General features: G+C 28.7%; 14 protein-coding genes. 12 read left to right on the top strand and 2 right to left on the bottom strand.

Annotation, left to right across the window (positions count from 1 at the left end):
* Window position 1: 1 nt before the first annotated feature.
* The 10 genes from BN8917_RS12785 to uvrB all read left to right on the top strand — a co-directional run bounded on the left by BN8917_RS12785 (window position 2) and on the right by uvrB (window position 10045).
* The gene (locus tag BN8917_RS12785; RefSeq protein ID WP_066874964.1) at window positions 2–226 is read left to right on the top strand and encodes a hypothetical protein; all 225 of its coding nucleotides are present in this window, start codon (window positions 2–4) and stop codon (window positions 224–226) included.
* 7 nt (window positions 227–233) lie between these two features.
* Window positions 234–605, top strand: coding sequence for a type II toxin-antitoxin system PemK/MazF family toxin (locus tag BN8917_RS12780; RefSeq protein ID WP_066874963.1), 372 nt, complete (start codon window positions 234–236; stop codon window positions 603–605).
* A gap of 409 nt (window positions 606–1014) precedes the next feature.
* Complete coding sequence (locus BN8917_RS12775; RefSeq protein WP_066874961.1) at window positions 1015–1839, top strand: transketolase; 825 nt, start codon at window positions 1015–1017, stop codon at window positions 1837–1839.
* 1 nt (window position 1840) lies between these two features.
* Entirely contained in the window at window positions 1841–2779 is a 939-nt protein-coding gene (locus BN8917_RS12770; RefSeq protein WP_066874959.1) for a transketolase family protein, read from the top strand.
* A 166-nt stretch (window positions 2780–2945) separates the two neighbouring features.
* Entirely contained in the window at window positions 2946–3797 is an 852-nt protein-coding gene (locus tag BN8917_RS12765) for a YitT family protein (RefSeq protein WP_066874957.1), read from the top strand.
* A gap of 139 nt (window positions 3798–3936) precedes the next feature.
* Window positions 3937–4626, top strand: a complete 690-nt coding sequence (gene ftsE / locus BN8917_RS12760; protein ID WP_066874954.1) for a cell division ATP-binding protein FtsE — start codon at window positions 3937–3939, stop codon at window positions 4624–4626.
* Window positions 4613–5515 carry a permease-like cell division protein FtsX gene (gene ftsX, locus BN8917_RS12755; protein WP_066874952.1) on the top strand — a complete coding sequence of 301 codons (903 nt, stop codon included), beginning with the start codon at window positions 4613–4615 and terminating at the stop codon, window positions 5513–5515. The genes ftsE and ftsX overlap by 14 nt, the downstream gene beginning before the upstream one ends.
* A gap of 96 nt (window positions 5516–5611) precedes the next feature.
* Window positions 5612–6868: a S41 family peptidase gene (locus BN8917_RS12750; RefSeq protein WP_066874950.1), complete on the top strand. Its 1257-nt coding sequence runs from the start codon at window positions 5612–5614 to the stop codon at window positions 6866–6868.
* Between the two features lie 8 nt (window positions 6869–6876).
* The gene (locus BN8917_RS12745; RefSeq protein WP_066874948.1) at window positions 6877–7998 is read left to right on the top strand and encodes a hypothetical protein; all 1122 of its coding nucleotides are present in this window, start codon (window positions 6877–6879) and stop codon (window positions 7996–7998) included.
* 64 nt (window positions 7999–8062) lie between these two features.
* The gene (gene uvrB, locus BN8917_RS12740; RefSeq protein WP_066874947.1) at window positions 8063–10045 is read left to right on the top strand and encodes an excinuclease ABC subunit UvrB; all 1983 of its coding nucleotides are present in this window, start codon (window positions 8063–8065) and stop codon (window positions 10043–10045) included.
* 95 nt (window positions 10046–10140) lie between these two features.
* Here the strand turns inward: uvrB and BN8917_RS12735 are convergent, their stop codons facing one another.
* Window positions 10141–10851: a DUF975 family protein gene (locus BN8917_RS12735; protein WP_066874945.1), complete on the bottom strand. Its 711-nt coding sequence runs from the start codon at window positions 10849–10851 to the stop codon at window positions 10141–10143.
* Between the two features lie 375 nt (window positions 10852–11226).
* Between BN8917_RS12735 and BN8917_RS12730 the strand changes: the two genes are divergently transcribed.
* Window positions 11227–12057 (top strand): M15 family metallopeptidase, encoded by an 831-nt coding sequence (locus tag BN8917_RS12730; RefSeq protein WP_066874943.1) that lies wholly within the window; start codon window positions 11227–11229, stop codon window positions 12055–12057.
* A 48-nt stretch (window positions 12058–12105) separates the two neighbouring features.
* Here the strand turns inward: BN8917_RS12730 and BN8917_RS12725 are convergent, their stop codons facing one another.
* Window positions 12106–13086, bottom strand: a complete 981-nt coding sequence (locus tag BN8917_RS12725) for a diaminopimelate dehydrogenase (RefSeq protein WP_066874941.1) — start codon at window positions 13084–13086, stop codon at window positions 12106–12108.
* A gap of 230 nt (window positions 13087–13316) precedes the next feature.
* On the opposite strand from BN8917_RS12725, the gene BN8917_RS12720 reads away from it, so the two are divergent.
* Window positions 13317–13643, top strand: a complete 327-nt coding sequence (locus BN8917_RS12720) for a hypothetical protein (RefSeq protein ID WP_066874939.1) — start codon at window positions 13317–13319, stop codon at window positions 13641–13643.
* Window positions 13644–13705: the final 62 nt, after the last annotated feature.

Raw genomic sequence — 13705 nt, 5'->3', positions numbered from 1 at the left:
AATGGTGTCACATAAGCAGTTAAAGAAAACTAGTAATTTAGAATATGGGATAAAAAAATGTCAATTAAATAATGATTCGTTAATATCATATAATATAGAGATGTTAGAAATGATGAAAAAGGGATACGTCGAAATGGGAGAAATTAATTTAAAGTGTGCTGAAGAGGCAAGTATCGCTGATTTTCAGGATAGTGTATATTATGAGATGTGGCTTTGCGGAGTGTGATAGATAAATGACTAATTTAAATGTAAAAAGAGGAGATATCTTTTATGCTGATCTAAGCCCAGTTGTTGGTTCAGAGCAGGGAGGGATTAGACCGGTTATAATTATACAAAATGATATCGGTAATAGATATAGCCCTACGGTTATAGTAGCAGCTATTACATCACAAATAAATAAAGCTAAATTACCAACTCATGTTGAAATATCTTCAGAAGAATATGGTCTTAATAGAGATTCGGTAGTTCTTTTAGAGCAAGTGAGGACTCTTGATAAAAGAAGATTAAAAGAAAAAATAGGTCATATGACAGATGTAGATATGAAAAAAGTAAATAAAGCTTTAATTATTAGTTTAAATCTAGAGTTAAATAGCATCAAAAAGTAATTATATCAGAAAGTAATTTTGTAGTAAGTGGCAAAAGAGCTAACTCATTTTGAGTAGCTCTTTTTTTGTTTAATTTTACAAAATATTTTTCTTTTATTTTGATAATTATAAATAGTATAGCTAGATATATTTTTTTTATGTTATATATCAACGGAATTTTATTACTATTTAAATTAATAAGAGTATTTTTTGTTAAATAAATATCTTTTTAAGATTTAAATATATACTATTTATTTATATAGAATACTCTAATTAAAAGATAAAATTAATAAAGTTAAACATAAATAACTTTTTTGGGTAGGAAATTTATAAAAAATATGATAATATAAAAATATAAAATTCTAAAAAGTTGCAATTAAAATTAAAAATATAAATAACTTAAACCTAATCAATAGGTAGGAGGGCTAGTATGAATAAAAGAATAGAAGAATTAAAGAGTATGGCAACAATTATCAGAAAAGATATTGTTACTATGTTAACAGAATCAGCATCAGGTCACCCAGGTGGATCATTATCAGCGGCTGATATAGTTACAACATTATATTTTGATGAAATGAATGTAGACCCTAAGGATCCAAAGAATCCTAATAGAGATAGATTTGTTTTATCAAAAGGACATACAGCACCAGTTTTATATAGTGCCTTAGCTAGAAAAGGATTTTTCAGTCCAGATGAATTAGTTACATTAAGAAAGTTTGGATCAAAGTTACAAGGTCATCCAAATATGAATGATGTATCAGGAGTTGATATGTCAACAGGTTCTTTAGGTCAAGGAATCTCAACAGCAGTAGGAATGGCTCTTGCTGGAAAATTAGATAAAAAAGATTATAGGGTGTATGCACTTTTAGGAGATGGAGAATTAGAAGAAGGTCAAGTTTGGGAAGCAGCTATGTCAGCAGCTCACTACAAGCTAGATAATCTAACAATATTTGTTGATTTTAATGGTCTTCAAATAGATGGAGATATTAAAAAAGTTATGAGTCCACTTCCAATAGATAAAAAGTTTGAAGCTTTTAATTGGGAAGTGATTGTTATAGATGGTCATAATTTTGAAGAAATACTAGGAGCTATTGAAAAGGCTAAGAGTACAAAAGGAAGACCAACATGTATTTTATGTAATACAGTTAAAGGAAAAGGAGTTTCATTTATGGAAAATGAAGCATCATGGCATGGAACAGCTCCAAGTAAGGAACAATGTGAAATTGCATTAAAAGAATTAGGAGGCGAAAACTAAGATGGCAAAGATAGCAACAAGAGAAGCATATGGAAAAGCTTTAGCAGAGCTTGGAAAAGTTAATGATAAAATAGTGGTTTTAGATGCAGACCTTTCAAAATCAACTAAGACAGCAGATTTCGGAAAAGAGTTCCCAGATAGATTTATAAATATGGGAATTGCTGAAGCTAATATGATGGGTGTAGCAGCAGGACTTTCAACTTGTGGAAAAATTCCTTTTGTTAGTTCATTTGCTATGTTTGCAGCAGGTAGAGCTTTCGAACAAATTAGAAACTCAATTTGTTACCCAAGATTAAATGTTAAGATATGTGCAACACATGCAGGACTTACAGTTGGAGAAGATGGAGCTTCACACCAAGCAATTGAAGATTTAGCTATAATGAGAGCTATACCAAATATGACTGTTATTTCACCAGCTGATGCTGTTGAAACAGAAGCAGCTATTAAAGCAATTGCTGAATATGAAGGACCTTGTTATGTAAGACTTGGAAGAGCAGCTGTTAATGTTATCAATGATCCAGCTACTTATAAGTTTGAAATAGGAAAAGGTGTAGAACTTAGAGACGGAAATGATGTTACTATAGTAGCAACTGGAATTATGGTTGATGAAGCTCTTGTAGCGCAAGAAGCTTTAAATAATGACGGTATAAGTGCAAGAGTTATAAATATACACACATTAAAGCCTTTAGATGTAAATTTATTAGTTAAAGCTGCTAAGGAAACAAAGGCTATTGTTACAGTTGAAGAACATAATATAATCGGTGGACTTGGTTCAGCAGTATCAGAAGCTTTATCAGAGGAATGTCTAGTTCCAGTAGTTAAAGTGGGAGTTAGAGACACATTTGGTGAAAGTGGAAAACCAAATGAGCTTCTAAAGGCTTATGGATTAACATCAGGAAATATAGTTGAAGCTGTAAAAAAAGCTATCTCATTAAAGTAAAAAATAAAAATAAATAAAGTATAAATATAACAGTATGAAATTTTACCATACTGTTATATTTTTTTTAACAACAACTAAAATTTTAAAATTTAGGTTATAATATACTTTATATAAAGTTAGGTACATATAATCTAAGGCTAACTTTTAAGCTGATAAGGGGGAAATCATGAATAAGTTGGTTTTTAAGAAATACCTAAATATAACTATTGGGATTATTATTTTAGCGGTAGCGTTACAGTTCTTTTATTATCCAAACGACATAGCAGCAGGTGGAGTTTCTGGATTTGCGCTAATATTACATTCATATACTGGTTTATCAACAGCTTTAGTTATGAATATTTTTAATATTGTTTTATTTATATTAGCGTTTATTTTAATTGGAAGAGAATTTATTGCAAGAAGTGTTTTTGCATCTTTTGGACTTTCTTTTACCTTGGCTATATTAGAAAAATTATTTCCAGGCTTTGCAGTTACAAAAGATCCAGTTTTAGCTATAATCTGTGGAAGTACTTTAGCTGCATTTGGAATGGCTATGGTATTTAATGAAAATTCTTCTACAGGGGGAACTGATATAATAGCTAAGATACTTAATAAGTATATTCGTGTAGAAATAGGTAAGTGTTTATTAATAGCAGATTGTGTAGTTATAATTTTAGCTTTATTAACTTTTGGAATAGAAGAATCTTTATATGGGTTAATAGCATGTGTAATCACTGGTATTTTAATTGATAAATTTATAGAAGGATTCAATGGATGTAAGCAAGTTATAATTATAAGTGAAAAAAGTAAAGAAATACAAGAATATATAATTAATGAAATTGATAGAGGATGCACAAAGTTAATTGGAACTGGAGCATACTCTGATAAAAAAGTAAATATATTATATGTTGTTGTACATGGAAAACAATTCATTACATTGAAGAATAAGATAAGAGAAATAGACCATAAAGCGTTTATAACTGTTAGTGATGCAAAGGAAGTTTTAGGGGAAGGATTTGACAGCCTTGTTGAAAAGTAAACAATACAGGGGGCAAAAAAATTCAACTTTTAAAAGAAAATGTGTTATAATGTTTGAGAATGATGGAAAATGACAAGTATTATTAAAAATTTGATTATCGAAAATGTAAGGTACATGAAAAAATGTTAGGAGTGTTTAGATGATACAATTTAAAAATGTCTCTAAGATATATAATAAAAATGTAAAAGCCTTAACAAATGTTGATGTAACTATTGAAACAGGAGAGTTTGTATTTTTAGTAGGACCAAGTGGAGCGGGTAAATCAACATTTATAAAAATGTTACTTAAAGAAGTAGATCCAACATCAGGAACTATAACTATGAATGACACAGAACTTAGTGGCGTAAAAAGAAGAGCAATACCATACTATAGAAGAAAGATAGGTATGATATTCCAAGACTTTAGACTAATACCAACTTTAAATGTTTATGAAAATGTAGCTTTTGCAATGAGAGTTGTTGAAGCTTCACCAAAAGAAATAAGAAAGAGAGTACCAATGGTTCTTTCTTTAGTTGGATTATCAAATAAATATAAAATGTTCCCACATGAATTATCAGGTGGTGAGCAACAAAGAGTTTCTATAGCTAGAGCTATAGTTAATAATCCTCAAGTGCTTATAGCAGACGAACCTACAGGTAACTTAGACCCTGAAACAGCTAAAGAAATTATGGCTTTAATTGAAGACATAAATAAAGCTGGTACTACAGTAATAATGGCTACTCATGCTAAAGAAATAGTTGATGAAATGAGAAAGAGAGTTATTGCTATAGAAAAGGGAGAAGTTGTAAGAGATGCTAAGAAGGGAGGATATGAAGATGAAGCCAAATAGTTTTTTATACTTTATATCTGATGCATTTAAAAGTTTAAAAAGAAATGCGACAATTAGTATTGCTTCAGCAGCAACTGTTTTAACTACTTTAGTAGTTTTTGGAGCATTTTTATTAACAGCATTAAATGTAAGTGTTGGGGTACAAGATGTACAATCTAAAGTAGAAATTAAAGTTTTCTTAAAAGATAATGCAACACAAGCAGAACAATCAGCTATAGAAGCAAAGATTAAGTCAATACCAGGCGTTAAGTCTGTAACATATGAAACAAAGGCTCAAGCCTTAACTAATTTTAAGGCTCAATTTGCTAGTGATCCAGATATTTTAGCAGGTTATAATGAGTCAAATAACCCACTGCCAAATTCATATACAGTGCAACTTGATCAACCAGAGGTTGCAGATACTGTACAAAAAGACCTTACACCAAATGGACAGCTTATGGCAGGGATAGATCAAATAGGAAATGACCAAGAGATGATCAAAACAATTACTTCATTTGCTAATACAGTTAAATGGGTAGGATTAGTTCTATTTATAGTACTTATTGGAGTTTCATTATTCTTAATTATCAATACTATTAAGATTACTGTTTACTCAAGAAGAAGAGAAATAGGAATTATGAAATTTGTTGGAGCTACTGATTGGTTTATTAGATGGCCTTTTGTCATAGAAGGTATAGTTATTGGACTAGTAGGTTCAGTATTAGCTGTTGCGATAATTTATGCAGGATATTCAGCATTATTTAAATCAGCCCTTAAAGGAATGTATACAATGCAATTTATACATCCAAGTTACATCTTAACAATGATGTCATGGCAATTTATAATCGCAGGTATCTTAATTGGAGCAATAGGAAGTATAATTGCATTAAGAAAGTTCTTAGATGTATAATTTAGGAATATAGTATACAATAAGCTTAAAATACTTACAATTAGAAATAAGGTAAAGTATTTTAAGCTTTTTTTATTTTAAATAAGGGGTGAAAATATGAGTGATATTAGTGGTAGCAACATTAAGCTCAAAAAAAAGAGAGGCTTTAATAGTAATTGGAAGGGTATTTTAATTTTTGCTGCAGTTTTTTGTGTAGCATTATTTTTAGGTAATAGACTGACAGCAAAGGGAATATTACCTATGACAACTAAGGGGGATTTAAATAAATCATTTAAAGAAGTGAAAAATATAGAGCAATATAAAGATTTATTTAGTATGAGAGAACAGCTTTATAAATATTATGATGGTGAGATTGATGAAAAAAAATTAGTTGAAGGAGCCATAAAAGGAATGACAATGGCTTTGGGAGACCCATACACTTATTATATGAATAAAGAAGAGTTTGATTCTTTTATGGAGCAAAATTCTGGAGAGTATATGGGTGTTGGAATACAAGTAGGTGTTAAAGATAAAAATATAGTTGTTGTTTCTCCGGTAGAAGAAGGACCAGCAGATAAAGCTGGTATTAAATCAGGTGACATAATTCGAGGAATAAATGGAGTTTCTGTAACAGGAAATGATATGGATAAGGCTGTTAAGATGATGAAGGGTAAAACTAAAGAAGAAATTACTCTTAATATAGAAAGACCTAATAAAGGGATAATGGATGTAAAAGTAATGAGGGATGTTGTCAAAACTATAAATGTTAAAGGTGAAATGGTTGATGATAATATTGGTTATATACAAATAAAAGCCTTTGAAGAAAATGTAGGAAGAGATTTTAAGGCTAAGCTTGAAGAGTTAGAGAAAAAAGGCATGAAAGGTCTTGTATTAGATTTAAGAGGTAACCCAGGTGGTTATATGACAGAATCTGTTGATGTAGTTTCTAATTTCATTAAGAAAGGTGAGCCAATAGTTTCAACTATTGATAAATATGATAGCAAAGAAAAGAGTCTATCTGTTGGTGGAATAGCACATAATATGCCTTTAGTAGTTCTTATAGATGAGGGTTCAGCCTCAGCATCAGAAATAGTTTCAGGAGCAATAAGAGATTATAAGGTTGGTACTTTAGTTGGAACTACTACTTTTGGAAAGGGAATAGTTCAAGTTCCTATAAAACAAAAAGATGGTTCAGCTTTAAAAGTAACTATTTCTAAGTATTATACTCCAAGTGGAGAAAATATACATGGAACAGGAATTAAGCCAGATATAGAAGTGGAATATCCAACAGAGCTTAAAGAAAAAGAATATAGTAGAAGTGCAGATCCCCAATTTGAAAAAGCTATAGAAGTTATGAATGGAAAGTTAGATTAGGGGTTAGTATGGAAGTGGTATTAGAGAGTATATTTGAATTAGCATATATAATGGTAAATTCTATGTTTTTATTTTTATTAACAGCTTTAATTTTCTATTATAAAAATAGAAGAGTTTATGAAGAAGCAAAAATGAAGTTAAAGGGAGAATTAGATTCTCCCTTTGAACTTACATTATCTCAATTAGGTATTGGAATTTTAGCAGGATTTATATCTATTATTATCTTAAATTTATTGAATATTAACTTTAGTGAGGATTCTAAAATAGAGTTAATATTTATTTTATCAATTGCACTTATGGTATATAAAAAAAGATTTATTTGTTTTTCATATTCAGGTATGTTATTAGGAATTTTATCACTTATTATAGGTAAATATTTTGGAGGGACTAAATTTTTAAATATTGCAATTATAGATATAATTATTTTTGTTGGTGTAATGCATATAATAGAAGCAGTTTTAATTATTTTAGATGGAAGTAGAGGAGCACAGCCTATATTTAATACTATTGATGGTGAAATATATGGTGGATTTAAATTAAGTAGATATTGGCTTAGTCCAATTTTGGGGCTGTTTGGAATAATTGGTTATAGCTCATCTACATATACATATAATAAAAAGAAAAAAAGCTTAGAATCGGGTATTTTAGTAGCTTCTTATGGAACGATTATTATTTTATTAGCATTTTTATTTAAGGAGAAAGGTGTTTTAGAAATATTTTTACTTATATTGATGCCTATATTACATGAATTTATGTTAAGCTTACAATTAGATTTTGAAAAAAAGAGAGAGAAAATTTTTATTTCAAATGAAGGAATTTGTGTTTTAGATGTTAGTAATAAAGGGAAGGCTAAAGAAATAGGCATAGAATCAGGAGATATTATATATAAGGTAAATGATAAAATACCTAGTAGTGAACATAATTTTTATCATCTTATAAATAATTATTATGGAAGAGTAGAAGTAGAAATTAAAAAAAATGATGGAAAGATTAGAAAATATCAATTAAAATTAAGACATGAAGATAAACTAGGATTAATTTTAGTTCCTACAAAAGAAGATTTTGAAATTAATCTAAAGAAGGAACAAAAAAGCTTTAACGAGATTTTAAATATGACAATTAAAAAATAGATTTTTAAATTAAAGGGATGTCTCATTTGAGATGTCCCATAAATTTATGTAAGGAGGAAGAGAGATGGAAGAGCTTAAAATAAAATCAAAATTTAAGCCTATGGGTGATCAGCCAAAGGCAATAGATAGTATAGTTAAAGGAATAAATGAAGGTAAGAAGTGTCAAACTTTGCTTGGGGTTACTGGTTCAGGTAAAACTTTTACTATGGCTAATATAATTGAAAGAACTCAAAAGCCAACTTTAGTTCTTGCTCATAATAAAACTCTTGCAGCACAGCTTTGTGAAGAATTTAGAGAGTTTTTCCCTGATAATATAGTTGAATATTTTGTTTCATACTATGATTATTATCAACCAGAGGCTTATATAGCTCAAACAGATACTTTTATTGAAAAAGATGCTTCTATCAATGATGAAATAGATAAGCTTCGTCACGCAGCTACTGCTGCACTTCTTGAAAGAAGAGATGTAATTATTGTTGCTTCTGTTTCATGTATATATGGACTTGGTAACCCAGAAGTATACAAGAATCTTACTATATCTTTAAGACCTGGAATGATAAAAGATAGAGATGAAGTTATTAGAAAACTTATAGAAATTCAATATGAAAGAAATGATATTGATTTTGCTAGAGGTACATTTAGAGTAAGAGGAGATAATTTAGATATAATTCCAGCTAACTCTTCTGAAACTGGAATTAGAGTGGAGTTCTTTGGTGATGAAGTTGAAAGTATTAAGGAGTTTGATGTTTTAACAGGAAATATAGTTGCTACTAGAAAACACGTTGCAATTACTCCAGCATCTCACTTTGCTGCTTCAGGTGAAACTTTAGAAAGAGCAATAAAAGAAATTGAAATTGAACTTGAAGAAAGACTTAAAGAGCTTAATGCAGAAGGTAAGCTTTTAGAAGCACAAAGACTTAAACAAAGAACAAATTATGATATAGAAATGATGAGAGAAATGGGATATTGTCAAGGAATAGAAAACTATTCAAGAATTCTTGATGGTAGACCAGCAGGAACACCACCTGAAACATTAATGGACTATTTCCCAGATGATTTTCTAATGTTTGTTGATGAAAGCCATGTTACATTACCTCAAGTTAGAGCTATGTATGGTGGAGATAGATCAAGAAAGCAAAATTTAGTTGATTATGGATTTAGAATGCCTTCAGCTAAAGATAATAGACCTTTAAAGTTTGAAGAGTTTGAAGATAAGATAAATCAAGTAGTATATGTAAGTGCTACTCCTGGTGAATATGAAATTGATAAATCAGAAAATATTGCAGAACAAATAATAAGACCAACAGGTCTTTTAGATCCAATAATAGAGGTTAGACCTTCAATGAGTCAAGTTGATGACCTTTATTCAGAAGTTAAGAAAACAACAGAAAGAGGATTTAGAACTCTTGTTACTACACTTACAAAAAGAATGGCAGAAGATTTAACTAAATACTTTACTGAGCTTGGTATTAAGTGTACATATATGCACTCAGATATAGATACAGTTGAAAGAATGAAAATAATTAAGCAGCTTAGAACTGGAGAAGTTGATGTACTTGTTGGAATTAACCTTTTAAGAGAAGGTCTTGATATTCCAGAAGTAGCTCTTGTTGCAATTTTAGATGCAGATAAGGAAGGATTCTTAAGATCAGAAACTTCGCTTATACAAACAATAGGTAGAGCAGCTAGAAATTCTGAAAGTAAAGTTATAATGTATGCTGATAATATTACAAAGTCTATGGATAAATCTATTAAAGAAACTAATAGAAGAAGAGCGATACAAGAAGAATATAATAAGGAACATGGAATTGTTCCAACTACTGTTTCAAAAGATATAAGAAATATATTAGAAGTTTCAGAGGAAATAGTGGCAGAAGAAAAATCACAATATGAAGTTGCAAAAGAAGAAGCAAAAGAAAAGAATATTCCTATTGATAAGTTAATTAAACAATATGAAAAGGAAATGAAAGATGCAGCTAAGAATCTTCAATTTGAAAGAGCTGCACAGCTTAGAGATTTAATAAATGAGCTAAAAGAAAATAAATAATTTTTATTAAAGATATATTTTCAAAAGGAAATGCATGATTTATAAGTTAGATACTTATTAAGTCATGCATTTTATTATTTAAATAAATTTAGTTTCTATTTTATAAACTCTAAATTATCGGTAGGCTTTGTTAACTTTTCATAAGCTAAATATAATGATAATTCCATATATGGAACGACCCATAATAGAGCTATTCCAAGTGTTATTACTATTAATAATAGTAATGGAATAAATGAAATTATAAGTTTAGCTAATTCCTTGAAGTTTTTAAAAGTTAGTGACCAAGCTAGTACAAAAGATTCCCAGATTCCTATAGGATTTTTTTCTAAACAGATATAAGTTAAGAAGGTAGTAGCAGGAGTTAATAAAAGTGATATTGCAAATATTACGATTAAAAATATTACTACTGATAATATAACTAAAGGAATAGAAGCATCCATGATAGATAGAACAACTGGAAATGCTATAAGCATAGTAACAAATAAAGTGATTAAAAGTATAATTATTGAGTTAATTAAGTTAGCTAATAAAAATCTAAATGATGTTTTGATTTCAGGTTTACATTCTAGATAAGCAACTCTTTCTTTACTAGTTCCTAGGATTTTAAAGTATTTAGCTTGAGAAATACTTATAAATGCTCCTATTATAGTAGTTAATATAGAGCCTAATATTGCGTAATCTTTTAGTATAGTTTCTGTTGGAATTATAAATGAAATAAGAAAGATTATAAGCATAAATCCTATTGCATTTGAATATTTGCCTCTGAGTATATCCTTTGCATCTTTTTTTACTGTACGTAGATTCAATTTTTGGTCCCCCTATTATAATTAATTTCTAAGTGTATAGATATTATATTTTATATATAGTTTTATTGCAATATATTAGTATTAATATTAATAAATGGAATTAAAAGTTAATGATTATATAAAATTTAATAAAAAATATTATAAAGCTATGTAGAGATATAAATTATTTTTTATGGCTTTTATATTATATTAATATGTTTAATTATTTCAAATTTATTACAAAAATATTAAAATATAGGTATAAAATTAAGGGGGCTGGACTAGAATAGTAAAAGTTGATTTATTTAATAGCTTTTTTAGATTTATTTCGATAATAATGTAGAAAATAAATCCAAATAAGGTTATTATAGTTATTAGGGGCTTAGGGAGGTAAATATGTTCAAAAATAAGAAGGAAAATGGTATTTTAATAGCAGGAATAGTACTTATAGCGTCTTTGTTTGTTTTGAATTTAAAAGATGCAGAGGTAAATACTAATTCTAATAATAAGTTAATATCTATTAAAGATTTTAATGAAAGCAATAATAAATCGGAAAAGAAGGAAGAAAAGAAAGAAGAACTTAGTGAAGAAGAAAAGGAAGTTCAATTAGTAAATAACATAGTTAAAGAAAATAAAGATAATTTAGTTGTTTTATGTAATAGGAATATAAAACTTGGAGAAGAATATAACCCAACAGATTTAGTAGTTCCTAATACTCCATTAGTATATCCTAGAACATTTGAACAAAGTCAGTTAAGAAAAGAAGCGGCACAAGCTTTAGAAGAAATGTTTAAAGAAGCTAAAAAACAAGGCTTAGAAGACCTATTTTTAGTAAGTGGATATAGATCATATAAATATCAATATCAAATTTATAATAATTCTCTTAGAAATAGAGGAGAGGCACATACAAAAAAATATATGGCCGAGCCTGGATATAGTGAACATCAAACGGGGCTTACAGCAGATATTTCTACTAGAAGTGCAGGATTTACTTTAGAAGAAAGTTTTGAAAATACAAAAGAAGGTCAATGGTTAGCAGAAAATGCACATAAGTTTGGATTTATACTTAGATATCCAAAGGATAAGGTAGATGTTACAGGATATACTTATGAACCATGGCATTTTAGATATGTTGGAAAAACTGTAAGTCAATATATGAAAAAATATAATTTAGTTTTAGAAGAACTTTATGATGGTGTGGCTGTAGAAGTTGATGCAATTGGTTAATAAAAAAATTGACTATCTTTTTTTAGATAGTCAATTTTTTTATTTATTCTATAACATTTCTTTTCTAAGTTCAGCTGGTGACTTAGGTGAAAGAAGACCAAATGGAATATCAAATACAGTTTTTGCTCCTGATACTCCTTCTTGTGATAATTTATAAATTGCTCTAGCATATGCTACAAGAACACTTGAAGTAAATTCAGGATTACTTTCAAGATCAAGTGAGAATTCTATTTTTTGTTTTGTGTTTTCTCCAGTTGTTCCTGTTCTTATAACAAAACCACCATGAGGCATTCCTGAGTGATCCCTCTTTAATTCTTCTTCTGATATGAAGTTTACTGTTGTATCATAATCTGAGAAGTAATTTGGCATTGTTTTAATTTCTTGTTCAATTTTAGCTGCATCTGCACCTTCTTCAAGAACAACATAGCAAAGTCTTTCGTGCTTATCTCTTGTTTCTAGTGTTGGATTTTCACCACTTCTAACTTTGTCTAATGCTTCTTGTTTAGGAATTGTATATTGAATTGCATTTTTAACTCCTGCAATTCTTCTTATTGCATCTGAGTGTCCTTGACTTACACCTTTACCCCAGAAAGTATAATCATTACCTTGAGGTAATACACAACTTGCCATTAATCTGTTTAGTGAGAATAGACCTGGATCCCAACCAACTGAGATTAAACTAACTTTATTTGATTTTTTAGCAACTGAATCTATTTTTTCAAAATATTCAGGAATTTTAGCGTGAGTATCAAAACTATCTACAGTATTAAACATTTCTGCTACCATTGGACCTTGTTCTGGAAGATCTGTTGCAGAACCACCACAAAGAATCATAACATCAATCTCATTTTTAAAATCTGCTAACTTTGAGATATGTAGCATAGGTAGATTATTTGCTTCTACTTTGCTAGAATCTCTTCTTGTGAAGATAGCTTTAAGTTCCATGTCAGGATTTTGTTTTAGAGCTTTTGTAACTCCTTTGCCAAGATTACCGTATCCTATAATACCTATTCTAATTTTGTTATTCATAGTATACCTCCTAAGTTAATTTCTTTATAATTCATTTTATCACAGTAACGTGTAAGAATAACTATTAAATAGAGATTTTTTGTTAAAAAATTTTATTAATTTAAACTAAATTGTTGAAATATTTTATTTTTTACAATTTTGTTTGCGATGAAAAGGTTTTAATAAGTTAATGTAGAACATAGTATATATAGATATTATTAGTATTAATATATTCAATAGGAGGTAATATTTTGTCAAAAAGAATATTTCCAATAATAAAAATAAGTAATAAAAGTAATAAGGAGCTTGGAAACTTAATTTTTACCTATGATGATTGTAAATACCCCAGAGGAGTAAAATCACTAAAAGAAAACTCACAAAAAGAAGTTAAAATAGCAAATAAAAGTATTGAATATGATAAAAATTTATTTTTAATTTATAGAGATAAAAAAGGAAATAAGAAAAGCTATATAATAGAGGAGAATTTTAATAAAAACTATGATTATGAAATAACTTTAGATGTCTATGATGTAAGTGATTATGGTGAATTAGAATTTAATATTAAGAAGATACAATAAGTTGATAGGGGATGCCTTAAAGTAAGGTAATCCCTATTTTTATTGACAAAAAATTTATGTAT

Source organism: Clostridium mediterraneense (assembly GCF_900091705.1).
In the GTDB taxonomy this organism is placed as follows: Bacteria; Bacillota; Clostridia; order Clostridiales; family Clostridiaceae; genus Sarcina; species Sarcina mediterraneense.
This window is presented reverse-complemented; position numbering and strand designations above follow the sequence as displayed.